This window comes from Enterobacter sp. NFIX58, assembly GCF_900110475.1.
Lineage (GTDB): Bacteria > Pseudomonadota > Gammaproteobacteria > Enterobacterales > Enterobacteriaceae > Enterobacter > Enterobacter quasiroggenkampii.
Map to the genome: position 1 here is coordinate 1,807,005 of NZ_FODW01000001.1, position 22,912 is coordinate 1,829,916.

Consider the following 22,912-nt stretch of genomic DNA (forward strand, 5'->3'; position numbering starts at 1 on the left):
CTAAACAATACCACCAGAACGGGCATCGCTCAAGGAAGGCAGGAAGGCTGAAACGGTTAATGGGGGGAGATAATTTGGAGTTGTGCGGTCTGGTGCCCTCACCCCGGCCCTCTCCCACGGGGAGAGGGAGAAGACCAGGAGAGGCGTGGTCAATTACGCCAGCAGCAGCGCATTCACACGTTTAATGAAGAGGTTAGGATCTTCCAGCGTGCCGCGTTCGGCCAGCAGGGACTGATCCAGCAGGAGTTCAACCCACTCGGCAAAGCGGGCGTCGTCCTGGGTATCCGCCGCGCGTTTCACCAGCGGATGATCCGGATTAAGCTCAAAGATATATTTCACTTCCGGTACCGCCTGGCCCGCTGCCGCGAACAGCTTCGCCATCTGGGTGCTCATTTCGTCGGCATCGGTGGTGACGATGGCCGGGGTGTCGGTCAGACGGTGAGTGAAACGCACCTCTTTCACGCGGTCGCCCAGCAGGGTTTTCACGCGCTCAACGAACGGCTCCAGCGCCTTCTCGGCTTCTTTCGCGTTCTCATCCACTTCATCCGCCAGCTTGTCGATAGATTCGTCGGCTTTGGCAACGGACTGGAACGCCTTACCGTCGAACTCGGTCAGGTAGTTCATCATCCACTCGTCGATGCGGTCAGAAAGCAGCAGCACTTCGATGCCTTTCTTACGCAGCAGCTCCAGGTGCGGGCTGCTCTTCGCCGCGGCGTAGCTGTCGGCGGTGATGTAGTAGATCTTCTCCTGCCCTTCTTTCATGCGGGAGACGTACTCTTCCAGCGACACGGTCTGCGCGGAGGAGTCGGTGTGCGTAGAGGCGAAGCGCAGCAGTTTGGCGATGGTTTCAACGTTCGCGGTGTCTTCTGCCGGGCCTTCTTTCAGCACCAGGCCGAACTGTTTCCAGAAGGTCTGATATTTTTCCGCATCGTCTTTCGCCAGTTTTTCCAGCATCTGCAGCGCACGTTTGGTCAGGGCGTTGCGCAGGTTACGGGTGACGGTGCTGTCCTGCAGAATTTCACGGGAGACGTTCAGCGGCAGGTCGTTGGAATCGATCAGGCCGCGGACAAAGCGCAGGTAGTTCGGCATGAACTGCTCGGCGTCGTCCATGATGAAGACGCGCTGCACGTACAGCTTCAGGCCGTGCTTGTGATCGCGGTTCCACATGTCCCACGGCGCCTGTGCCGGGATGTACAGCAGGCTGGTGTACTCCTGCTTACCTTCCACACGGTTGTGGCTCCAGGTCAGCGGGTCGGTAAAGTCGTGGGCGATGTGCTTGTAGAATTCGTTGTACTCGTCGTCTTTAATTTCAGACTTGTTGCGCGTCCACAGCGCCTGCGCCTTGTTGATTTTCTCCCAGGAAACCACGGTTTCACCGTCTTTCTCTTCCTGTTTTTCAATCTCAACCGGCAGGGCGATGTGGTCGGAATATTTGCTGATGATGGAGCGCACGCGCCAGTCGTTCAGGAAATCATCTTCCCCTTCACGCAGGTGCAGGGTGATTTCGGTGCCGCGGTCCGCTTTGGTGATGTCATCAACGGTGTATTCGCCTTCCCCTTTGGATTCCCACAGCACGCCGTTTTCAGCGCTGTCGCCCGCCGCACGGGTGCGCACGGTGACTTTGTCCGCCACGATGAATGCCGAGTAGAAACCGACGCCGAACTGGCCGATCAGCTGGCTGTCTTTCGCCTGGTCAGAGCCCATGGACTCCAGGAACGCCTTAGTGCCGGATTTCGCGATGGTCCCGAGGTGGTCGATCACCTCGTCGCGGTTCATCCCGATGCCGTTATCGGCGATGGTCAGGGTGCGGTTCTCTTTATTAAACGAGACGCGCACGCGCAGCTCGCCGTCGCCTTCGTACAGATCCGGGTTAGACAGCGCGCGGAAGCGCAGCTTGTCCGCCGCATCCGAAGCGTTGGAAATCAGCTCACGCAGGAAAATTTCTTTGTTGGAATACAGGGAATGGATCATCAGGTGCAGAAGCTGTTTTACTTCTGACTGGAAACCACGGGTTTCTTGTCCTTTCATCTATGTCGACCTCAACAATGCCATTTAATGGGGTTTTAAAACGTTGAGTGAGAGATGGGGATACGGGGGGAAATTTTCAAGCGGAGGCCGCGCGCGCAGCCTCCGTTTGGTCAGAAAATAATCTTGTGACGTCCGGCCAGAGAGTGCGACAGCGTGGTGCCGTCCACCATCTCCAGCTCGCCGCCGACCGGCACGCCGTGGGCGATGCGGCTGGCGTCAACTCCATACTGCGAGCACAGCTCGGCGATGTAGTTGGCGGTTGCCTCCCCTTCCACCGTGGGGTTGGTGGCGAGGATCACCTCTTTGATCGTTTCGGACTCAAGACGCTGTTCAAGGCGGTCAAGACCGATATCGTCCGGGCCAATACCGTCCAGCGGGGAGAGATGCCCCATCAGCACGAAATAGCGGCCGGAAAACTGCCCGGTTTGTTCGATGGCGTAGATGTCCGCCGGACTCTCCACCACGCAAATCTGGCCGTTTTCCTGACGACGCGGGTTCGTGCAGATGTTACACACGTCCTGCTCGGTAAAGGTACGGCAATCCGCACAGTGACCGATTTCTGACATGGCGCGGGTTAAAGCCTGCGCCAGGCGCATCCCGCCGCTGCGGTCGCGCTGCAATAGCGTAAACGCCATGCGCTGCGCCGACTTCGGGCCAACGCCCGGCAGGCAGCGCAGTGCTTCCATTAACTGCGTGAGCAGCGGACTGGTTTGCATCAGAACGGCATCTTGAAGCCAGGCGGCAGCTGCATGCCGCTGGACACGGAGGCCATTTTCTCTTTCTGGGTTTCGTCGATACGGCGAGCGGCATCGTTAAACGCGGCTGCAACCAGATCTTCCAGCATCTCTTTGTCGTCTTCGAGCAGGCTCGGGTCGATTTCAACGCGACGGCAGTTGTGCGCACCGTTGATGGTCACCTTGACCAGACCGGCACCGGATTCACCCGTGACTTCCAGCTGAGCGATCTCTTCCTGCATCTTCTGCATTTTTTCCTGCATCTGCTGAGCCTGCTTCATCAGGCCACCCAGACCGCCTTTTCCACCAAACATAGGCTTCTCTCTTCTTTCACGTTTAAGGATTACAACCGTAAGTCAGACTCACGATCAAATGGGGCGAATACTCTCTTCATCCAGATCGGCGTCGAAGAACCGGCGCAGGGTCTGAATGTTGTTATCCGCAATAATCGCCTCGCGCGCCTGCGCGAGCTTCTCTTCATAAATGGCCTGGCGCCACTCGAGCGGCGTTTTCACTGCCGGATTATCATCTTCAATGATAGTCAATTCAACCGGTGCCCCCTGTAATGTGGCCAGCGCCTCGGCCAGCGCCTTTTGCGCGCCAGGGGAATTGAGGTGCCGCTGGCCCGGACGCAGGTGCAGACGCACCTGATTGCCGTCCTGCTCTTTCCAGGCGTTCAGCGCGACCTGCTCGACCAGCTTCGGCAACTGGAGTTTGCTGACCTCGGCGGCCCAGGCATCGCGCGCAATCGACTCTTCGGCAAGCTTCGCGGAAAGCTCCGGCGTTTTTTCATGCTCCAGCGCCTTTTTCAGCGCTTTCGGCGTGGCCACCTCTTCCTTCACGGTTTCAGTGATGGTGGTTGCCTTCCAGCGGTAAGCCTCTTCTTTCACCGGGGCTTTCTGCTCGAGCGCGGACGGTGCCGGACGCGACTGTACGCGCTCCGTTACCGAGGCCAGTCGTTCAAGCGCGGCGTTGTTCACCGGCCGCGCTCTTCCAGGCGCTGCCGGTTCACTCTTTTTTGGTTTGGTTACTCCCTGGGCACGCTGCAGCTGGCTGCGCGCGGCAAGCACCGAACTGGTGGCATCCGACAGCGGTACGTTCTGCTGCGGCGGCGTCGGCTGCGGCGGCACCTGCTGCGGTGACATCACCGCCGTGGGCGCGACCGGCGCGAAAGACTGTCGCGGCACTTCCGGCTCCGGCAGCGGCATGCGCGGGTGGAACGCCAGCGCGCGCAGCAGCGTCATTTCAACGCCCATACGCGGATCCGGCGCAAACGGTAGCTCTTTGCGGCCAATCAGCAGCGTCTGGTAATAAAGCTGCACGTCGGCAGGCGGCACGGTGCGGGCAAGCTCACGCATCCGCTGTTCAATGGCCGCCATATCCGCACCAATCGCGGAAGGAGAAAGCTGCAGCATCGCCACGCGGTGCAGCAGACTGAGCATCTCAACCAGCAGCCCTTCCCACTCAATACCGCGGGCAGCGGCCGCGTTCACCTGCGACATCACGCGTTCGCCGTTAGCGGCAATCATCGCTTCGATAAGCGACAGCGCCTGATCGTCATCCAGCGTGCCAAGCATGGTGCTGACCGCCTCGGTGGAGAGCTTGCCGTCACCGCTGGCAATCGCCTGGTCGGTCAGGCTTAATGCATCACGCAGGCTGCCGTCCGCCGCGCGGGCCAGCAGCTGCAGGGCGCGCGGTTCATGGACAATCTTCTCTTCATCAAGAATATGCTCAAGCTGCGCACGGATCTGTTCGACGTCCAGTGCCTTCAGGTGGAACTGCAGGCAGCGCGATAAAATCGTGACCGGCAGCTTTTGCGGATCGGTGGTCGCCAGCAGGAACTTCACGTGCGCGGGCGGCTCTTCCAGCGTCTTCAGCAGGGCGTTGAAGCTGTGGCGCGAGAGCATGTGCACTTCATCGATCAGGTAGACCTTGAAGCGGCCGCGCGCCGGGGCGTACTGCACGTTGTCCAGCAGGTCGCGGGTATCTTCAACTTTGGTGCGCGAAGCGGCGTCGATCTCGATCAGATCGACAAAACGCCCCTGCTCGATCTCCCGGCAGTTATCACACACGCCGCACGGCGTGGCGGTGATCCCGGTTTCGCAGTTGAGACCTTTTGCCAGCAAACGGGCAATAGAGGTCTTACCGACGCCGCGGGTGCCGGAAAAAAGATAGGCGTGATGGATGCGACCTAGCGACAACCCGTTCGCCAGGGCCGTCAGCACATGTTCCTGACCGACAACGTCAGCAAAGGTTTGTGGTCGCCATTTACGGGCTAACACCTGATAACTCATGGGCAGGCTCTGCAACGCTGGAAGGTGAATTTATGGAGGGGAATGCTATCACAACCTCACCCATTGAGCGAGGTTGTGAAAACCGGGATTAGTGACCCGGGAAAGGCACCAGGCTGTAGCTGGTAATACCCTGTTTTTCCAGGCGCTGTTCACCGCCGAGATCGAACAGGTTGATGATGAAGGCCGCGTCGGTCACTTCCCCACCCAGACGGCGGATCAGCTTCACGGTCGCTTCAATGGTGCCGCCGGTCGCCAGCAGATCGTCAACCACCAGCACTTTGTCGCCAGGCTTGATCGCGTCAACGTGGATCTCCAGCTGATCGGTGCCGTACTCCAGCTCGTAGCTTTCTGCAATGGTTTCACGCGGCAGCTTGCGCGGCTTACGCACCGGCACAAAACCTACGCCCATCGCCAGCGCAACCGGTGCGCCAAACAGGAAGCCACGGGCTTCGGTACCTACTACTTTGGTGATCCCGGCGTTTTTATAACGCTCGACCAGCAGTTCAATGCTGAGCGCGTACGCTTTCGGGTCTTCCAGCAAGCTGGTGACATCACGGAAAAGAATGCCAGGCTTTGGGTAGTCCTGGATGCTTTTGATGCTGTTTTTCAGATATTCAAGCTGCTGTGCAGTTGCGGTCATCGGTTTGTGCCTAAATGAAACAGTGTTACTCACGGCGCGCAACGGGTCGGCAAAGGTAACAATTGTTTAACCTTTAACCAGGCGCGCCTGTGCTCGAAAACGGTCGAATTTACTGGCTGTACGCAATAATTGCAACAGCCATGATAAGGCTTCAGTGCTTTTGTTGCTTTTCATCAACCACGGGGATCCGCCACATGAAGATAAGCAGGCAGGTCAGGATGACCAGCAGCAGGATCCGCACCCACATCATTTTCACCAGCCATAATGAAATGGCGAAGGTGATGAGGATCACCGCGATCGCGCGCGGCTTGGCGCCGGGCGGCATGGCCCGGTGTTTTTGCCAGTGCCGCAGATAGCCGCCAAACCATGAGCGATAGAGCAGCCAGTGGTGAAAACGCGGTGACGAGCGGGCGAAGCACCAGGCCGCCAGCAGGATAAACGGCGTGGTCGGCAGCAAGGGTAAAACCACACCCAGCGTGCCAAGCACTACCGCGAGCCAGCCAATGATGATTAAAATAGTACGCTGCATAATGCGAATCGTTATCAAACTGAACGGCTACTTTACCACTGGAGAGCGCCTTGAAAACAGCACTGCTTCTTGAGAGGCTGCAAAATCAGCTGATTGCTCTGCGGGAGCAGGCCACGCCGCTGATGGGGCACGCCACGCTGAAACCGCGCTTTGACCGGCAGCTTTTTCGTACCCGCAGCACCGTTATTCAGGATTACCTGGCTGAAGCGCAGACGAACCTCGACGAGCTTCGCCATGCGGTTGAGCATGAACAGCAGGAACAGGTGGCGTGGCTTGCGGCGCATCTCACCGAGCAGATCACCGCGCTGCATCGCGAAATCGCCGCCTGGCCGCTGCGCGCCTGGGACAGCGCCTCGCCGGGGCTTGGCAAATGGCAGCGCAAACGGCTGGAGAACCAGGAATTTGAACGCCGACTGTTTGAGATGAAGCGCGAACGCGAGGTGCGCCTGAACAACAGCGAAACGCTGGAAGAGCAGCAGCTATTGATGCGCGAGATTAGCGCGCTGGAAGGACGCATCGTCCGCTGCCGTCAGGCGCTGGATGAAATTGAACGCGTCATAGAACGTTTGACCCGTTAACAGGAGCCACACCCATGTCACTGGAAAATGCACCCGATGAGGTCAAGCTGGCCGTCGATTTGATTATGCTGCTGGAGAATCATGAGATCCCCGCCGGGACGGTGCTTAAGGCACTGGAGATTGTACGGCGGGATTTTGAGGGGAAACTTCCCCCTCACCCTAACCCTCTCCCACAGGGAGAGGGAAAATAGATTAAGCCGGAGTTGGGTCGTCGCCTTTAATGTCGCGCTTCACTTCCGTATGCTCATCACCTTTCTCGTTACGCAGGTGAACCTCAAGCTGGTTGAAGGCGATATTAATATCGTTTTCACGGCACAGACGATCGATAGAGCGGTTAAGCTCATCCACCGTGTAGCTGCGGTCACGCAGTTCACGCACGTATAAACGCAGCTCGTGATCCAGCGTACTCGGCCCAAAGGTGGTGAAGAAGACCGCCGGAGCCGGATCGTGCATCACTTTCGGATGTTCAGACGCCGCCTTCAGCAACACCTCTTTCACCTTATCCAGATCCGATCCATAGGCCACGCCCAGGCGGATCACCACGCGCGTCACCGTATCCGAGAGCGACCAGTTGATCAGACGCTCGGTCACGAACGCTTTGTTCGGGATGATCACCTCTTTGCGATCGAAGTCGGTGATGGTGGTCGCACGAATGCGGATCTTGCTGACCGTTCCCGAGAACGTGCCGATGGTGACGGTATCGCCGATACGTACCGGACGTTCAAACAGAATGATCAGGCCGGAGACAAAGTTACCGAAGATCTCCTGCAGGCCAAAACCAAGACCGACCGAGAGGGCGGCCGCCAGCCACTGCAGTTTATCCCACGAGACGCCAAGCGAACCAAAGACCGTCATCGCTCCAACAATAATGATGACGTAGTTGAGGATCGTGGTGATGGCGTAGGACGCCCCCTGGCGAAGATTCAGACGTGACAGGAGCAGCACTTCGAGCAGGCCAGGCAGGTTGCGGATCAGCGCCCAGGCGACCACCGACGACACCAGCGCAAACAGCAGGCTGCCCATGGTCACGCTTTTCATGACCGCCGCGCCGGCTTCGGTTCCGTTGTATTGCCAGAGGGTAATACTGTCGAGATAGGCGAAAACGGTAATAAGATCGGACCAGATCGCCCAGAACATCACGGCAAACAGGGCGATCATCACCAGCATGGTGATGCGCAGCGTCTGCTGGTTAACCTGCTCCAGCGCGATGGTCGGCTCTTCCTGCGGCTCCGCGCCCTCGGCCCCCTCTTTCACCTGATGTTGACGACGCGCGATGGCACGGCGATAGGCGATGCGGCGGGCCGCCACGCTCAGGCCGCGCAGCACGGTCTGATAGAGCAGGTTCCAGACGATCACCAGATAGACCGTTTCAATCCAGCGCCCGGACAGGCGCAGCGTGGTATAGAAGTAGCCCGTTGCCGTCAGCACCATCAGCGCCAGCGGAATGATCGCCAGCACGGTCACGGTGGCCAGACGGATATTGTGGGACTCTTTATCACGCCAGCTGTCGCGGCACATCGGCCACATCAGGATAGCAATCAGCAGCAGGTTCAGCAGGATGACCAGCTGGCCCAGCACATCATCCATCAGATGCAGCGGGGAAAGCTCAGAGACAACCGACCAGAAGTGCAGCGGCAGCAGCGCCAGGCTGATGCGCACAATCTGACGACGCCAGTGGCTGGTCAGCTGCGCAGGCATGTTGAAATGACGCACCGCCACGCCGTCTTTTTCCAGCACCTTCCAGCACAGGCCAAACACCAGCCAGAACAGCGCCAGTTTTTTACTGAACGCCCACAGCAAATCGCTGACGTTGAGCTGCATGGTGAGCAGGATCAGGCCCACGGCCAGAATAATCAGGCACACCGGCAGGGCGCGAATGAGATCGATCAGAATCGCTTTTGGCGTGTGGAGCTGGCTATCGTTACGCAGCTGCCCCACTTCGGACGCCAGCTTCGCCTGGTATTTTTTCAGCCAGCCCAGACGCCAGCGAATCAGGCCTGCGATCAGCAGCAGCGGTAGCCCCGCCAGCAAGGCAATCATCACCGCAGGCCAGGCTTTCTCCCAGTTCACGGTGATCTTCATGCTCTTGATCTGCGTTTTCAGCGTCTCAGGGAAGGATTTAATCCAGTCCCAGTCCATCGGTTTGTTGCTGTTTACCCAGAAAATCTGCTGAGTCAGGATCTCCTGCAGACTTTTCGAAACGCTCACCAGCTGCTGCTGGTTGATTTGCAGGTTAATGGCCATCATCAGCTGGTTGCCCAGCTGCTTGTTGAGCTGATCCAGCAGCTCGCGACGCATATCCACGACCTGGAGCAGCGCGTCGTGCACTTCCGGGTTCACGTCGCTGGAGTGCCCTTCTTCAATTTTGGCGACAAAGGTATCGCTCTGGAAAAGGGCATCGCGCTGCTGGTTGACGTCAAACTGTTCCAGACGTAAATCCGCAATGCGGTTGGTCATGTCTTCCAGCTCATCGGCGGACGGAAGCGTCTGCTGCTGCTGGTAGAGAATACGCGACAGCAGGAGGCTGCCTTTCAGGACCGCGATCTGCTCTTTGATGTTGCGTTCCGCCTGCAGGGCGCGATCCAGCCAGTTCTTCACCTTGATATTTTGCTGAACCAGCGAGTTGCCGTTTTCGGTCGCCAGTATCAGGCGCTGGCTAAGCTGGTGGTTGGCTTCGAGCTCCTGCTTCACCAGCGGGTTGGCCTGGATGCGGGCGGTTTCGTCAGGGGATACGGCCTCCTGGGCGGTTTTTTCCGTCAGCGTCAGGCGCTTGCTGTTAACCGCCTCCTGCAGCAGCTGTAGCTGGTGTTCCAGACGATTAATGTTCGCGGTGACGTAATCGCGCTGTTTCTGCAGGGTGTCCTGCAGCACCGTATTCCCTTCCAGACTTTTACGCTGCTGTTCAATCTGCGCATTGAGCAACGTCTGCTGCACCAGCAGCAGGGTTTGCTGCGTCGGGCGCAGCGTGCCCTCTCCTACCGTTGTGCCGTTGAGGCGGTTACGGATCTGCTGCAGCTGCTGAGACGCGGCGTACATCGCATTTTGCACGCGCTCGGGCTGGGTCTGCAGTGAAACAAGCTGGCTGTTGTAGGTGGCGAGATCGGACTGCGCCGTTTGCAGGTCGTCGAGCAGTTGCGCCACGCGCGACTCGAGCTGGCGTAAGGAGAGCGCGGCGAGCGTTTTGCGCGTTTCGTCGTCGTTATCCACGTCGCTCAGGGCATTCAGCGATTCCGTCGCTTTGCGCATGTTTTCTGGGGCCTGGGCCACCTTCTGACGAAGCTGTGCGGTTTCGGCCTTAACGCGTTCAATTTTATCCAGCGTTTCCAGCGTTTCCGTCAGATCCTGCTGCGTCAGTTTTTCCTGAGGAGAGAGTTCTTTTTGTTTGTTCAGCGTGTCGAGCTGCGACTGAACATCCGCACGCGTGGGGATATCGTTGCTGTTGTCGGCGCGGGCCCAGGTCAGCGGCGCCGTGGCGAAGAAAAACAGCATCGCAAAGAGCAATGCAAAAACAGGATGTTGCGAGCGATTGATGGGCAGCATAGTTGTGAATGATGTCAGAAGATGACCGAAAATAGTCCGGCGTGAAGAATATCACGCTCGCCGGAAGCAGAATAGCGCGAACGTGAGCCTCTGAGATAAATCCTGGAAATGAGTCAGGCAGTTAGCGACGGCGCGTCGCTGCGCAGCGTCGGGCAGAGCTGTAGCATTTCCAGTAAAATCGCGACGTAGCTGCGGGCCTCCGTTTTAAGATCAAACGACTGTGGCGCAAACAGCCAGTTTTCCATCAGACCGGAAATGTAGCTACGCATCAGAATCGCCGCCCGGCGGGTCAACAGGTTGGCAGGCAGCAGTTTTGCCTGCATGCACTGATTCAGGTTGTATTCAATACGGTCATAGCTCTCCAGGCTGAGGCTGCGTTGCGCCTGCTGAACAATCGCCATCTCGCCCACGAACTCGCATTTATGAAAGATTATTTCCATCATTAATCTGCGACGTTCTTCAACTACCGTAGCTTCAAGGATATATACTAATATTTCTCTCAATACTGAGAGTGGATCGTCAGGGAATTTTGCCCGATACTCACTCTCGAGATCGCTAATGCTGGACTCTGAAAGCTCCCAGATTTCACTGAACAGATCTGACTTGTCTTTAAAATGCCAGTAAATCGCTCCCCGCGTCACACCGGCAGCCTGAGCAATTTGTGCCAGCGAGGTAGATGAAACACCCTGCTGCGAGAACAAACGTATTGCCACATCCAGAATGTGTTGTCGGGTTTCCAGCGCTTGTTGTTTAGTTTTTCGTGCCATAGGTGGGTGAATTTACAGGAGTCAGATTTACATACATTTGTGAATGTATGTACCATAGCATGACGATAATATAAACGCAGCAATGGGTTTTTAGACTCAGGACCCTTGATCAATTTGAAATCGGACACTCGAGGTTTACATATGAACAAAAACAGAGGGTTAACGCCTCTGGCGGTCGTTCTGATGCTCTCAGGCAGCTTAGCGCTAACAGGATGTGACGACAAACCGGCTCAACAAGGAGCTCAGCAGGCGCCAGAAGTAGGCGTTGTGACGCTCAAATCTGAACCTCTACAAATCACTACCGAATTACCCGGCCGTACAAATGCTTACCGCATTGCGGAAGTACGTCCTCAGGTTAGCGGCATTATCCTGAAACGTAACTTCACCGAAGGCGGTGATGTGAAGGCCGGTGAGTCTCTGTATCAGATTGATCCCGCAACCTATCAGGCGTCTTATGAAAGCGCTAAAGGCGATCTGGCTAAAGCACAGGCCGCGGCTAAAATTGCTCAGCTGACGCTGAACCGCTATCAAAAACTGCTCGGTACCAAGTACATCAGTCAGCAGGATTACGATACCGCCCTGGCGGATGCCCAGCAGGCTAACGCAGCCGTGGTGGCAGCCAAAGCGGCCGTCGAAACCGCGCGCATTAACCTGGCCTATACCAAAGTGACCTCGCCTATCAGCGGTCGTATTGGTAAATCTTCCGTGACGGAAGGGGCTCTGGTTCAGAACGGTCAGACCACTGCGCTGGCGACCGTGCAGCAGCTCGATCCGATCTACGTTGACGTCACGCAGTCCAGCAATGATTTCCTGCGCCTGAAACAGGAGCTGGCTAACGGCACCCTGAAACAGGAAAACGGCAAAGCCAAAGTGGAGCTGATCACCAACGACGGTATCAAGTTCCCGCAGGAAGGTACCCTGGAATTCTCTGATGTGACGGTCGACCAGACCACCGGTTCCATCACCTTACGTGCGATTTTCCCGAACCCTGACAAGAATCTGCTGCCAGGTATGTTCGTTCGCGCACGTCTGGAAGAAGGAACGAATCCAACCGCACTTCTGGTTCCACAGCAGGGTGTGACCCGTACGCCACGCGGCGATGCGAGCGCGCTGGTTGTTGGAGCAGATGACAAAGTCGAAACGCGCAATATCACCGCCACACAGGCGATTGGCGATAAATGGCTGGTGACGGAAGGTCTGAAAGATGGCGATCGCGTGATTGTTTCTGGTTTGCAAAAAGTTCGTCCTGGCGCGCAGGTTAAAGCACAGGAAGTGAAATCTGACGATAAACAACAAGCTTCGGCCGCTGGCCAGTCAGAACAAACCAAGTCTTAACTTAAACAGGAGCCGTTAAGACATGCCTAATTTCTTTATCGATCGCCCCATATTTGCGTGGGTGATCGCCATTATCATCATGCTGGCCGGGGGACTTGCGATCCTGAAGCTGCCTGTCGCGCAATATCCAACGATTGCGCCACCGGCGGTGACTATCTCCGCAACCTACCCGGGGGCTGATGCGAAGACGGTGCAGGACACCGTCACTCAGGTTATCGAACAGAACATGAACGGTATCGATAACCTGATGTACATGTCCTCAAACAGTGACTCTACCGGTACAGTTCAGATCACCCTGACCTTCCAGTCAGGTACGGATGCTGACATTGCGCAGGTTCAGGTGCAGAACAAACTGCAGCTGGCGATGCCTCTGCTGCCGCAGGAAGTACAACAGCAGGGTGTGAGCGTCGAGAAATCGTCCAGCAGCTTCCTGATGGTTGTCGGCGTTATCAACACCAACGGCACCATGACGCAGGAGGATATTTCCGACTACGTGGGTGCCAACATGAAGGACGCCATCAGCCGTACTTCCGGTGTGGGTGACGTTCAGCTGTTCGGTTCTCAGTACGCGATGCGTATCTGGATGGATCCGAACAAACTGAACAACTTCCAGCTGACCCCTGTTGACGTGATCAATGCGATTAAAGCGCAGAACGCCCAGGTGGCAGCCGGTCAGTTAGGCGGTACGCCGCCGGTGAAAGGCCAGCAGCTTAACGCCTCGATCATCGCACAGACCCGTCTGACCTCTGCCGATGAGTTCAGCAAAATTCTGCTGAAAGTGAATCAGGACGGTTCCCAGGTTCGCCTGCGCGACGTGGCTAAAGTCGAGCTGGGCGGTGAGAACTACGACATCATCGCGAAGTTCAACGGTAAACCGGCTTCCGGTCTGGGTATCAAACTGGCGACAGGGGCTAACGCCCTGGACACCGCCACGGCGATCCGCGCAGAGCTGAAGAAGATGGAACCGTTCTTCCCGTCAGGTCTGAAAATCGTTTACCCATATGACACCACGCCGTTCGTCAAAATTTCGATTCACGAAGTGGTTAAAACGCTGGTAGAAGCCATCATCCTGGTGTTCCTGGTGATGTATCTGTTCCTGCAAAACTTCCGCGCGACGCTTATCCCAACGATTGCCGTGCCGGTTGTTCTGCTCGGGACCTTTGCGATCCTGTCGATATTTGGCTACTCGATAAACACCCTGACGATGTTCGGGATGGTGCTCGCCATCGGCCTGCTGGTGGATGACGCCATCGTCGTGGTCGAGAACGTCGAGCGCGTAATGGCGGAAGAAGGTCTACCGCCGAAGGAAGCGACCCGTAAATCAATGGGTCAGATCCAGGGCGCGCTGGTCGGTATCGCGATGGTACTGTCTGCGGTATTTATCCCGATGGCTTTCTTCGGGGGCTCTACCGGTGCGATTTACCGTCAGTTCTCGATTACCATCGTTTCCGCGATGGCGCTGTCGGTGCTGGTCGCATTGATCCTGACCCCTGCCCTGTGTGCCACCATGCTGAAGCCAATTCAGAAAGGCGGTCACGGCGAGCATAAAGGGTTCTTCGGCTGGTTTAACCGCATGTTTGATAAGAGCACGCACCACTACACCGACAGCGTGGGCAACATCCTGCGCAGCACCGGTCGTTACCTGCTGCTCTATATCATCATCGTCGTGGGGATGGCGTTCCTGTTCGTTCGTCTGCCAAGCTCGTTCCTGCCGGATGAAGACCAGGGCGTGTTCCTGACGATGGCACAGCTTCCTGCGGGCGCGTCGCAAGAGCGTACCCAGAAAGTGCTGGACGAAGTGACGGACTACTACCTCACCAAAGAGAAAGACAACGTTGAATCCGTGTTTGCGGTTAACGGCTTTGGTTTTGCGGGTCGTGGTCAGAACACCGGTATTGCCTTCGTTTCTCTGAAAGACTGGTCTGAACGTCCAGGCAAAGAGAACAAGGTTGAAGCCATTACCGGCCGTGCGATGGGCACCTTCTCGCAGATTAAAGATGCGATGGTGTTCGCCTTCAACCTGCCAGCGATTGTTGAACTGGGTACCGCGACCGGCTTCGACTTCCAGCTGATTGACCAGGGCGGTCTGGGTCACGAAAAACTGACGCAGGCGCGTAACCAGCTGTTTGGCGAAGTGGCTAAGCACCCTGACCTGCTGGTCGGCGTGCGTCCGAACGGCCTGGAAGATACGCCGCAGTACAAAATCGACATCGACCAGGAGAAAGCCCAGGCGCTGGGCGTATCCATCAGTGACATTAATACCACGCTGGGCGCCGCCTGGGGCGGTAGCTACGTTAACGACTTCATCGACCGCGGTCGCGTGAAGAAAGTGTACGTGATGTCCGAGGCGCAATATCGTATGTTGCCAAACGATATCAACAGCTGGTTCGTGCGCGGCAGCAATGGTCAGATGGTACCGTTCTCGGCGTTCTCAACGTCTCGCTGGGAATACGGTTCGCCGCGTCTGGAACGCTATAACGGTCTGCCATCGATGGAGATCCTGGGTCAGGCCGCTCCGGGCCGAAGCACCGGTGAAGCCATGAACCTGATGGAAGAGCTGGCGAGCAAACTGCCTTCGGGTATCGGCTACGACTGGACCGGTATGTCCTATCAGGAACGTCTGTCCGGAAACCAGGCCCCTGCCCTGTACGCGATTTCACTGATCGTCGTCTTCCTGTGTCTGGCAGCGCTGTACGAGAGCTGGTCAATTCCGTTCTCCGTTATGCTGGTGGTACCGCTTGGGGTTATCGGTGCGCTGCTTGCGGCAACGTTCCGTGGACTGACCAACGACGTGTACTTCCAGGTAGGCCTGCTGACAACCATTGGCTTGTCGGCGAAGAACGCGATACTTATCGTTGAATTCGCCAAAGATCTGATGGAGAAAGAAGGTAAAGGTCTGATTGAGGCAACGCTTGAGGCTGTTCGTATGCGTCTGCGCCCAATCCTGATGACATCACTGGCGTTTATCCTCGGCGTACTGCCGCTGGTTATCAGCTCCGGTGCTGGCTCCGGTGCGCAGAACGCGGTTGGTACAGGCGTGATGGGTGGTATGGTTACCGCAACCGTACTCGCTATCTTCTTCGTACCGGTGTTCTTCGTGGTGGTTCGCCGCCGCTTCAGCCGGAAAAATGAGGATATTGAACACACGCATTCGGTAGAACCTCACTGATACCGGTTTCACATGATAAAAAGGCCGCATTAGCGGCCTTTTTCATTTTCAGAAAAAATCATAAATTACGCTTATTGTGGTTCTATTTATTTTCTGCCATCTTAATTAGACATATCATAATTAACTGATAACTTAATCGGTGAATTCAGGATTTTTTTAATTTCATTTCCCCGCTTAAGCTATTAGGAATATTCCTAATAAGAAGTTCTGACAAAGAGAAGTTCGAATCTGAACTTTTCAGGCCATTTTGCTAAGCCAATGAAACGTAAGGAAGCGATAAAAAATCGCGTTAATTTGGATAAAAAAAGGGTGTCCAGGACGGAACATTGCGTACATGCTCGCAGTCTACGGTTTTATTTGTAATTTTTCGTAATAGCGCGATGAAATCCAGGAAGGAGTGGCTTATAGTTAAGTTATCAGGAACACAGCACTCATGTAGCTAAGTCAGTTGTATCCATCCCGACTATGATGTTCGGTGAGTAAGAAATCACTCAGAAGGGGATGCGCTATGGACGAGTACTCGCCAAAAAGGCATGATATCGCGCAGTTGAAATTTCTCTGCGAATCCTTGTACCATGACTGCCTTGCCAACCTTGATGAAAGTAACCATGGCTGGGTAAACGACCCAACGTCTGCCATCAATTTACAGTTGAATGAGCTGATAGAGCATATCGCAACCTTCGCACTTAATTATAAAATTAAGTACAATGAAGATAATAAGCTCATTGAGCAAATTGATGAATACCTGGACGACACCTTTATGTTGTTCAGTAGTTACGGCATTAACGCCCAGGATTTGCAAAAATGGCGTAAATCGGGAAACCGGCTATTCCGCTGTTTCGTCAACGTGAGCAGAGCTAACCCGGTTAGTCTTTCCTGTTAAAATTATTACAATTACTAAGGTGAATTTATGTCTGATAAACCACTCACAAAAATCGATTATTTGATGCGCTTACGACGTTGCCAGTCAATTGACACGCTCGAACGCGTCATAGAAAAGAATAAATACGAGCTTTCTGATAATGAACTGGCCGTATTTTATTCAGCCGCGGACCATCGTCTTGCTGAACTGACCATGAATAAGCTGTATGACAAAATCCCTACTTCTGTATGGAAATTTGTCCGTTAATGTTTGAAGGGTGTCTGTAGAGTTCTACGCCACGTTCTAAGCTGTTTTTACCTATCCCGTTATGCTCCCTGTGCCCAGGCCAGGTCTCCGTGTAAAACGTGTTTATCAGCAACATTGTTGTGACGCCAGTCACATCGGCTTTTCGGGAACGTTCCCCTCCCGACCTGTTCCTATTACTCTGCGGTAATCTTTTCCAGAGAGGTTTCCTATGAGCGTAGAAAAACAGAAGATGATTGCCGGTGAACACTACCGCCCCGGCGATGAGACGTTACGGGCCGACAGACTGCGGGCCCGCCATCTGGTGTACCGCTATAACCACACCGCGCCCGATGAAAAGACAGAACGCCAGAACATCCTGGCGGAACTGCTGGGGCAAAGCGAAGGCGCTTATATCGAACCGAGTTTCCGCTGCGACTATGGATATAACATCTCTCTGGGTAAAAACTTTTACGCGAACTTCGACTGCGTGATGCTGGATGTCTGCCCCGTTCGTATCGGCGATAACTGCATGCTCGCGCCGGGTGTGCATATTTATACGGCCACCCATCCGCTGGATGCAGAGGAACGGAACAGCGGCGTGGAGTTTGGCAAACCCGTCACCATTGGGAATAATGTCTGGATCGGTGGTCGGGCGGTTATTAACCCTGGCGTCACCATTGGTGATAATGTGGTGGTGGCCTCCGGTGCCGTGGTGACGAAAGACGTCCCGGCTAACGTTGTCGTGGGCGGCAATCCGGCAAAAATCATCAAAACGCTGTGAGGGAGTGGGGAGCCAACTGTTATGGTCTTTTAGCGCCAGACTGTTACTTTTTTCAGCCCAATGGCTCCCCTAAAATTGGCAGACACCCTGTATTGTCAACTCTCATAAAGGCAAAAAATGACCGAGATACAGCGCCTGCTCACCGCCACCATCGACGATCTTAACCTCCGCGAAAAGCGCGACAATCGCCCGCGCTTTAGCATTAGCTTTATTCGCAAACATCCTGGACTGTTTGTCGCCATGTATGCCGCCTGGCTGGCGACGCTTATTGTGATGCTGAAGTCTGAAACGCTGGTAGACTCCGTCTGGCTGCTGGTTGTGCTGTTTGTGGTCTTTAACGCCTTTTTCTTTTTCGACGTGAATCCGCGCTACCGTTACGAAGATATCGACGTCCTCGATTTCCGGGTCTGCTATAACGGCGAATGGTACAACACGCGTTACGTGCCAGAGGAGCTGATCGACAGCATTCTGCACTCTCCGGCCGTTGAAACCGTGCAAAAAGAGAAGCTGCAAAAAATGGTCTCTACCAAAGGTCAGCTCTCTTTCTATGACGTCTTTACCCTTTCGCGCCCTGCTGCTGCGTAATGAGCGCCTGCAGACGCCGGATCCCCGGCGCAAACTGAGAAGCAGAGGTATTGCCGTAACCTAAAACCAGACCGGTTTGCCCCTGCTTCGCCTCCAGGTAGTACCCGCTCAATGCAGCGGGTGCCAGCTGAAACGCCCTCGCCTGCGCCACCAGTTTCTGGTCATCAATATCGTCTATCGCCAGCGTCAGATGCATCCCGCCTTCACCGGCCAGAATACGGTGCGGCGCATGAAGCTCTGCGCCCAGCACCTCCCGCAGCTGGCGGTATCGTTTACGATAGAGTCGACGCATGGCGGCAAGATGACGGGCATAATGACCTTCTTCGATAAACAGCGCCAGCGTGCGCTGTTCGGCACGATGCCCACCGCGCAACAGCGAGCCGATGGCCGGACGAACCGCCTTCGCCAGCGCAGGCGGCAAGACCATGAACCCTATTCGGAGCGACGGAAACAGCGTTTTACTGAACGTCCCGAGATAAACCACGGGTGCGTTGTTTACCATTCCCAGCATCGCCGGCACGGGCTCACCGGCATAACGGAATTCGCTGTCGTAATCGTCTTCTATGATCCACGCGTTGTGCTGCCGGGCGAGCTCCAGCAGCGCCAGACGCCGTCGGGCGCTGAGCACGCTTCCGTAGGGGAACTGGTGTGAAGGTGAGGTAAAAATTAACGAGGGAGAAGGGGCATTCAGTCCCTCCCAGCACATCCCCTCGTCATCAACCGGGATCCCCGTCATGGTCAGGCCGGTTTTAACAAACGCGCTTTTTGCCCCGCTATAGCCGGGGTTTTCTACCCAGGCGATATCCCCCGGCTCACTCAGCAGCATTGTGCACAGGTTGACGCCCTCAAGCGCGCCTTCCGTGATCACAATCTGGCTCGCGTCGCAGTCGATACCGCGAGACAGGGCGAGATGCCGGGCAATCGCTGCCCGCAGCGACGGTTCACCGGCCGGGTCGCCATACCCCAGCAGGGCATTTCCCTCCTCCCGCATCACGCGATCGTACAATCGCCGCCACAGCGGCAGAGGGAAATAGTTGATGGCGGGTGTCCCCGGCGTAAATGCCAGTACCGGGGTATCCCGCTGCACCGGCGCAGGCAGCAGGCCAACCCGCCGGGCGAGCCTGATGTCAGGGTCCGGCAATGTCCGGGTGGCCGAACGGTAAGCCAGCTGTGCCACCCGCGTTCCCTGGCGGTTACGCTGCAAATACCCTTCCAGCGTGAGCTGGTCCAGCGCCGCATTGACGGTATTGCGGGAAAGGGAGAGCTGCAGGGCCAGCGTTCGCGAACCGGGAAGCTGGCTGCCGGACAGGAGCCTTCCGCACAGAATCGCCTCCCGTAAAGCAAGATAAAGCGCGCGCTGGAGCGTCTCTTCCCCGCGTTTTTTCAGGGCTGCGTTGAGCAAGGTATAAAATTCATCACCCGGTATATTCATCTTGCCTCCTCGTGGCACCATCAAAACATAGCGCAGTGGTTCTTTTTAAGGAACCAGCAATTCACTAGTCTGAAACTCTTTTCAACGTCACGGAAATGAAGATGAAGACATTCAATCAGTTCGGACAGCCAGTGGGCGAAGCGCTTAGCGACTGGCAACCTCGTCAGCCCCCATCCCGGGTCGTGCTTCAGGGCCGGTATTGTCGCCTTGAACCGCTGTGCGTGGAGCATGCCAACGCGCTGTTCTCCGCCTATTCCCTGGCCGGAGATACGCGCAGCTGGACGTGGCTGCTGCGTGAACCCGACGCTACCGCAGAGGAGTTTGCCGAATGGGTGGCGAGCGTAAGTGAGTTATCCGACCCCATACACTTTACCGTTATCGATAACCGGACTCAGTCACCCGTTGGAACGCTGTCCCTGATGCGGATCGATCCTAAAAACGGGGTCGTGGAGGTGGGGCACGTTCACTTCTCGCCTCTTTTAAGCCGCACGCCCATGTCAACAGAGGCGCAATATCTGCTGATGCGGTATGTGTTCGATACCCTGGGCTACCGGCGTTATGAGTGGAAGTGCAATAGCCTGAACGAACCTTCCCGCAAGGCCGCCCTGCGTCTGGGTTTTCAGTTTGAGGGGCGTTTTCGTCAGGCGCTGGTGATAAAAGGCCATAACCGGGATACCGACTGGTTTTCGATTCTCGATAAAGAGTGGCCGACGCTGGCGAACGCCTTTGAAAGCTGGCTTGCCACCGACAATTTTACTGCCGATGGCAAACAGAAAAGATCCCTGGAAAGCTGGCGAGAAACGCGCGTTTAGCGTCTTTTTTTACGTCCCTGAACCGCCTTAAAGCGCGGATTGGATTTGCATATCACGTACAAGCGTCCCTTGCGTTTGACTATCTGGCAATCCGGGTGACGCTGTTTTGCACTGCGCAATGAGTTAAGTACCTGCATGGTTAGCCCCGCTTCGCATTGAGAAAACCACCAAAACGCTTGCGGAAGCGCGCTGCGCTACCGTCCGTGGAGAACGTTTTCTGCTTACCGGTATAAAACGGGTGCGATTTTGAAGAAACCTCGATGGTGATGTACGGATACGTTTCACCGTCGAGTTCAATTTCGCGGTCGGTCTTAATGGTTGAGCCCACTTTGAAGTATTCATTCGCGCTGGTGTCATGGAAGACCACGGTGCGATAGGCGGGATGGATATTGGGTTTCATCGTCAATCCTTTATGTTTTGTTATAACATAACAAAATAATATCCAGGCCAGATTCAAAAAACAACCCCTCCCCTCTGATGATATTTTCTGGTTTACCTGAGATAAAATGAAAACCAGGCCAGCCACGTGCTATAACTATATCATTTCGCGGTAAAATCTTTCTCTTCAGGCAGGGAACTCAGTGCTCAGGAACGGGTATACGAGGAAGGACACGACAGCATGAAAACCCGACATCTGGTCAGTCTGGTGACTGGCGTACTCATCTTTTCCGTGCTGGTCCCCATTTGCCTGAGCATCTGGCTGGCCCATCGCCAGGCGGAAGATAAATTTGTCGATGCGCTGGAAAACTATGCCTCACGTGTGTTGATACGCACCGACAAGGTCGTGGATCAGGCGAAAGAAGCGCTTAATCATCTGCAGGCCTTTGAGGGCGTGCCGTGCAGCCCGTTGCAGTTAAGAGAGATGCGACGGGTCGCTTTCTCGTGGCGATACGTTCAGGAAGTGATTTATATCGACAACCTCAGGCCGCTCTGCTCCTCTCTTGAGCAAACCAGCCATGCCGCCCCTTTCCCCCCGCCGATGCGCATTACCGAAGACGGTTACAGCGCATGGCTGACCACGCAAAACGATCTTGGGTTTCATCGCTACATGGCCGTGCTGGGGCAAGGTCATTACCTTGTCCTGGTCGATCCGGCCTCACTGGTGGATGTCATCCCTTTCGGCGAGATAGCGATTGATGCTGCCCTGGTAGGAAGCACAACACACCGTATCTTCGCCAGCAGCAATACACTCGATCCGCATATCCGTGACATGATCAAAGGTCAGGAGATGACCAGCATACAGTACGACGGTTCAATGTACGTTATGAAGCCTGTACCTGAACTGGGGTTTACCGTTGTCGCATGGGCTACGCTCAAACCGCTGGCGGAAACCTGGCACCGGCAGCTGCTTTTATGGCTGCCCTTCGGCGTCCTGATAAGCCTGCTTGCCGCGCTCTTTGTCCTGCGGATACTGCGTCGCATCCAGTCGCCGCGCAACCGCCTGCTTGACGCCATTAATAGCCGCGATTTTGTGGTTCACTATCAGCCCATCGTGGCGCTGTGTAGCGGAAAAATTGTCGGCGCAGAAGCGCTGACGCGCTGGCCGCAGCCGGACGGAAGCAGCCTCTCGCCTGATATTTTTATTCCCCTTGCTGAGCAAACCGGGCTTATCTCTCAGCTGACGCAGCTCGTTATCGAAAAAGTGTTCGAGGATATGGGCAGTTGGCTGCACCTTCACCCCGATCAGCATATCTCCATCAACCTCGCGCCCGCCGATTTGACCTCCGGCACGCTGCCGCCGCTGCTGAGTCACTTGCTGAACAAATGGAAGGTCCACCCGGGCCAAATCGCCCTTGAGGTCACCGAGCGCGGCTTTGCCGATCCCAAAATCAGCGCGCCGGCAATCGCCGCATTCCGCCGTTCGGGGCATCCTGTCTATATTGATGATTTTGGTACGGGCTATTCCAGCCTGAGCTATCTGCAGGATCTGGATGTCGACACGCTAAAAATTGATAAATCGTTCGTGGATGCGCTGGAGTACAAAAACGTGACGCCACACATTATTGAAATGGCGAAGTCGCTGAATCTGGCGATGGTGGCGGAAGGCGTCGAGACCGCCGGGCAGCTCGCCTGGCTGCACCAGCACGGCGTGCAGTACGGGCAGGGCTGGTACTACAGCAAAGCGCTGCCGAAAATGGAATTTATCCTTTGGGCAGAGAATAACCTCGGCACGCACGCTACTTAAGATAGGATTTGATCACCTGCAGCACCACGCCAAGATCGGCTTCACGCTGCGCTTCTTCAGGTTCTTTCACCACATGATCGGTTAAATGCCCTTCGATCACCTGCATCATCATGCCGTTGACCGCCCCGCGGATCGCCGCCAGCTGCTGTAACACCTCGGCGCATTCGTGATCTCTGTTCAGCATTTTCTCCAGAGCGTTGCTCTGCCCCTGAATTTTCTTCAGCCGAGTCAGTAACATTTTCTTGTCGCGAACGGTATGTGACATCTCTCTATCCCTTATTTTTGGCTTTTAAAGCATAACACGCTCTACTCCCCCTGAGTATTTTTCTACTGGGGGGTAGTATTACCCTACTGGGGGGGAGTAGTATTTGCAGACATTTTCCACGCCGGAATCC

Annotated in this window: 22 protein-coding genes and 1 other annotated feature; of the genes, 10 read left to right on the forward strand and 12 right to left on the reverse strand. The window is 55.6% G+C overall.

Translation table 11 applies throughout. From position 1 onward, the window contains the following. Positions 1 to 153: 153 nt before the first annotated feature. From htpG to BMW97_RS08900, 6 genes are all read right to left on the reverse strand, one after another. Positions 154 to 2,028, reverse strand: a complete 1,875-nt coding sequence (htpG, locus tag BMW97_RS08875; RefSeq protein ID WP_045909747.1) for a molecular chaperone HtpG — start codon at positions 2,026 to 2,028, stop codon at positions 154 to 156. A 110-nt stretch (positions 2,029 to 2,138) separates the two neighbouring features. Next, positions 2,139 to 2,744, reverse strand: a complete 606-nt coding sequence (gene recR / locus BMW97_RS08880; protein WP_008499298.1) for a recombination mediator RecR — start codon at positions 2,742 to 2,744, stop codon at positions 2,139 to 2,141. Next, entirely contained in the window at positions 2,744 to 3,076 is a 333-nt protein-coding gene (locus tag BMW97_RS08885; RefSeq protein WP_003858972.1) for a YbaB/EbfC family nucleoid-associated protein, read from the reverse strand. Before BMW97_RS08885 ends, recR begins: the two co-directional genes overlap by 1 nt. A 54-nt stretch (positions 3,077 to 3,130) precedes the next feature. Continuing rightward, a complete protein-coding gene (gene dnaX / locus BMW97_RS08890) occupies positions 3,131 to 5,056 on the reverse strand; it encodes a DNA polymerase III subunit gamma/tau (protein ID WP_045909748.1) in 1,926 nt (641 codons plus the stop codon). After that, positions 3,737 to 3,801, reverse strand: a sequence feature (DnaX frameshifting element). (Overlaps the previous gene by 65 nt.) An 88-nt stretch (positions 5,057 to 5,144) precedes the next feature. Continuing rightward, positions 5,145 to 5,696: an adenine phosphoribosyltransferase gene (apt, locus tag BMW97_RS08895; protein ID WP_000127359.1), complete on the reverse strand. Its 552-nt coding sequence runs from the start codon at positions 5,694 to 5,696 to the stop codon at positions 5,145 to 5,147. Between the two features lie 151 nt (positions 5,697 to 5,847). Then, positions 5,848 to 6,225, reverse strand: a complete 378-nt coding sequence (locus tag BMW97_RS08900) for a DUF454 family protein (RefSeq protein WP_013095896.1) — start codon at positions 6,223 to 6,225, stop codon at positions 5,848 to 5,850. Between the two features lie 50 nt (positions 6,226 to 6,275). On the opposite strand from BMW97_RS08900, the gene priC reads away from it, so the two are divergent. Further along, entirely contained in the window at positions 6,276 to 6,803 is a 528-nt protein-coding gene (gene priC / locus BMW97_RS08905) for a primosomal replication protein N'' (RefSeq protein WP_045909749.1), read from the forward strand. A 14-nt stretch (positions 6,804 to 6,817) separates the two neighbouring features. Beyond that, positions 6,818 to 6,994 (forward strand): pleiotropic regulatory protein RsmS, encoded by a 177-nt coding sequence (gene rsmS / locus BMW97_RS08910; protein WP_045909750.1) that lies wholly within the window; start codon positions 6,818 to 6,820, stop codon positions 6,992 to 6,994. 1 nt (position 6,995) lies between these two features. On the opposite strand, the gene mscK is transcribed toward rsmS, so the two are convergent. Both mscK and acrR read right to left on the reverse strand, forming a co-directional pair. After that, positions 6,996 to 10,343, reverse strand: coding sequence for a mechanosensitive channel MscK (gene mscK, locus BMW97_RS08915; RefSeq protein ID WP_045909751.1), 3,348 nt, complete (start codon positions 10,341 to 10,343; stop codon positions 6,996 to 6,998). Between the two features lie 113 nt (positions 10,344 to 10,456). Beyond that, positions 10,457 to 11,110 carry a multidrug efflux transporter transcriptional repressor AcrR gene (gene acrR, locus BMW97_RS08920; protein ID WP_045909752.1) on the reverse strand — a complete coding sequence of 218 codons (654 nt, stop codon included), beginning with the start codon at positions 11,108 to 11,110 and terminating at the stop codon, positions 10,457 to 10,459. Between the two features lie 141 nt (positions 11,111 to 11,251). On the opposite strand from acrR, the gene acrA reads away from it, so the two are divergent. The 6 genes from acrA to BMW97_RS08950 all read left to right on the forward strand — a co-directional run bounded on the left by acrA (position 11,252) and on the right by BMW97_RS08950 (position 18,088). Then, positions 11,252 to 12,445 carry a multidrug efflux RND transporter periplasmic adaptor subunit AcrA gene (acrA, locus tag BMW97_RS08925; protein ID WP_045909753.1) on the forward strand — a complete coding sequence of 398 codons (1,194 nt, stop codon included), beginning with the start codon at positions 11,252 to 11,254 and terminating at the stop codon, positions 12,443 to 12,445. A 22-nt stretch (positions 12,446 to 12,467) separates the two neighbouring features. Next, positions 12,468 to 15,614 (forward strand): multidrug efflux RND transporter permease subunit AcrB, encoded by a 3,147-nt coding sequence (acrB, locus tag BMW97_RS08930; RefSeq protein WP_045909754.1) that lies wholly within the window; start codon positions 12,468 to 12,470, stop codon positions 15,612 to 15,614. Positions 15,615 to 16,122: 508 nt separating this feature from the next. Then, on the forward strand, positions 16,123 to 16,497 hold the full coding sequence (tomB, locus tag BMW97_RS08935; protein WP_008499288.1) for an Hha toxicity modulator TomB: 375 nt from the start codon (positions 16,123 to 16,125) through the stop codon (positions 16,495 to 16,497). A gap of 27 nt (positions 16,498 to 16,524) precedes the next feature. Beyond that, complete coding sequence (locus BMW97_RS08940) at positions 16,525 to 16,743, forward strand: HHA domain-containing protein (protein WP_008499287.1); 219 nt, start codon at positions 16,525 to 16,527, stop codon at positions 16,741 to 16,743. Positions 16,744 to 16,951: 208 nt separating this feature from the next. Further along, positions 16,952 to 17,503, forward strand: a complete 552-nt coding sequence (gene maa, locus BMW97_RS08945) for a maltose O-acetyltransferase (RefSeq protein ID WP_045909755.1) — start codon at positions 16,952 to 16,954, stop codon at positions 17,501 to 17,503. Positions 17,504 to 17,620: 117 nt separating this feature from the next. Then, a complete protein-coding gene (locus BMW97_RS08950) occupies positions 17,621 to 18,088 on the forward strand; it encodes a YlaC family protein (RefSeq protein ID WP_045909756.1) in 468 nt (155 codons plus the stop codon). On the opposite strand, the gene BMW97_RS08955 is transcribed toward BMW97_RS08950, so the two are convergent. Beyond that, entirely contained in the window at positions 18,060 to 19,520 is a 1,461-nt protein-coding gene (locus BMW97_RS08955; protein ID WP_045909757.1) for a MocR-like pyridoxine biosynthesis transcription factor PdxR, read from the reverse strand. The genes BMW97_RS08950 and BMW97_RS08955 overlap by 29 nt on opposite strands. A 101-nt stretch (positions 19,521 to 19,621) precedes the next feature. On the opposite strand from BMW97_RS08955, the gene BMW97_RS08960 reads away from it, so the two are divergent. Beyond that, positions 19,622 to 20,332, forward strand: a complete 711-nt coding sequence (locus BMW97_RS08960; protein ID WP_045909758.1) for a GNAT family N-acetyltransferase — start codon at positions 19,622 to 19,624, stop codon at positions 20,330 to 20,332. On the opposite strand, the gene ykgO is transcribed toward BMW97_RS08960, so the two are convergent. Beyond that, entirely contained in the window at positions 20,329 to 20,469 is a 141-nt protein-coding gene (gene ykgO, locus BMW97_RS08965) for a type B 50S ribosomal protein L36 (protein ID WP_003859006.1), read from the reverse strand. The genes BMW97_RS08960 and ykgO overlap by 4 nt on opposite strands. 2 nt (positions 20,470 to 20,471) lie before the next feature. Further along, the gene (locus tag BMW97_RS08970; RefSeq protein WP_006176933.1) at positions 20,472 to 20,732 is read right to left on the reverse strand and encodes a type B 50S ribosomal protein L31; all 261 of its coding nucleotides are present in this window, start codon (positions 20,730 to 20,732) and stop codon (positions 20,472 to 20,474) included. A gap of 219 nt (positions 20,733 to 20,951) precedes the next feature. Between BMW97_RS08970 and BMW97_RS08975 the strand changes: the two genes are divergently transcribed. Further along, a complete protein-coding gene (locus BMW97_RS08975; RefSeq protein ID WP_045909759.1) occupies positions 20,952 to 22,517 on the forward strand; it encodes an EAL domain-containing protein in 1,566 nt (521 codons plus the stop codon). On the opposite strand, the gene BMW97_RS08980 is transcribed toward BMW97_RS08975, so the two are convergent. Next, positions 22,510 to 22,782, reverse strand: coding sequence for a metal-sensing transcriptional repressor (locus BMW97_RS08980; RefSeq protein WP_045909760.1), 273 nt, complete (start codon positions 22,780 to 22,782; stop codon positions 22,510 to 22,512). The two genes, BMW97_RS08975 and BMW97_RS08980, sit on opposite strands and share 8 nt — an antisense overlap. Positions 22,783 to 22,912: the final 130 nt, after the last annotated feature.

Coding starts and splice junctions, on each gene's coding strand:
- htpG (WP_045909747.1), bottom strand. CDS start 2,028: ATGAAAGGACAAGAAACCCGTGGTTTCCAGTCAGAAGTAAAACAGCTT.
- recR (WP_008499298.1), bottom strand. CDS start 2,744: ATGCAAACCAGTCCGCTGCTCACGCAGTTAATGGAAGCACTGCGCTGC.
- BMW97_RS08885 (WP_003858972.1), bottom strand. CDS start 3,076: ATGTTTGGTGGAAAAGGCGGTCTGGGTGGCCTGATGAAGCAGGCTCAG.
- dnaX (WP_045909748.1), bottom strand. CDS start 5,056: ATGAGTTATCAGGTGTTAGCCCGTAAATGGCGACCACAAACCTTTGCT.
- apt (WP_000127359.1), bottom strand. CDS start 5,696: ATGACCGCAACTGCACAGCAGCTTGAATATCTGAAAAACAGCATCAAA.
- BMW97_RS08900 (WP_013095896.1), bottom strand. CDS start 6,225: ATGCAGCGTACTATTTTAATCATCATTGGCTGGCTCGCGGTAGTGCTT.
- rsmS (WP_045909750.1), top strand. CDS start 6,818: ATGTCACTGGAAAATGCACCCGATGAGGTCAAGCTGGCCGTCGATTTG.
- mscK (WP_045909751.1), bottom strand. CDS start 10,343: ATGCTGCCCATCAATCGCTCGCAACATCCTGTTTTTGCATTGCTCTTT.
- acrR (WP_045909752.1), bottom strand. CDS start 11,110: ATGGCACGAAAAACTAAACAACAAGCGCTGGAAACCCGACAACACATT.
- acrA (WP_045909753.1), top strand. CDS start 11,252: ATGAACAAAAACAGAGGGTTAACGCCTCTGGCGGTCGTTCTGATGCTC.
- acrB (WP_045909754.1), top strand. CDS start 12,468: ATGCCTAATTTCTTTATCGATCGCCCCATATTTGCGTGGGTGATCGCC.
- tomB (WP_008499288.1), top strand. CDS start 16,123: ATGGACGAGTACTCGCCAAAAAGGCATGATATCGCGCAGTTGAAATTT.
- BMW97_RS08940 (WP_008499287.1), top strand. CDS start 16,525: ATGTCTGATAAACCACTCACAAAAATCGATTATTTGATGCGCTTACGA.
- maa (WP_045909755.1), top strand. CDS start 16,952: ATGAGCGTAGAAAAACAGAAGATGATTGCCGGTGAACACTACCGCCCC.
- BMW97_RS08950 (WP_045909756.1), top strand. CDS start 17,621: ATGACCGAGATACAGCGCCTGCTCACCGCCACCATCGACGATCTTAAC.
- BMW97_RS08955 (WP_045909757.1), bottom strand. CDS start 19,520: ATGAATATACCGGGTGATGAATTTTATACCTTGCTCAACGCAGCCCTG.
- BMW97_RS08960 (WP_045909758.1), top strand. CDS start 19,622: ATGAAGACATTCAATCAGTTCGGACAGCCAGTGGGCGAAGCGCTTAGC.
- ykgO (WP_003859006.1), bottom strand. CDS start 20,469: ATGCAGGTACTTAACTCATTGCGCAGTGCAAAACAGCGTCACCCGGAT.
- BMW97_RS08970 (WP_006176933.1), bottom strand. CDS start 20,732: ATGAAACCCAATATCCATCCCGCCTATCGCACCGTGGTCTTCCATGAC.
- BMW97_RS08975 (WP_045909759.1), top strand. CDS start 20,952: ATGAAAACCCGACATCTGGTCAGTCTGGTGACTGGCGTACTCATCTTT.
- BMW97_RS08980 (WP_045909760.1), bottom strand. CDS start 22,782: ATGTCACATACCGTTCGCGACAAGAAAATGTTACTGACTCGGCTGAAG.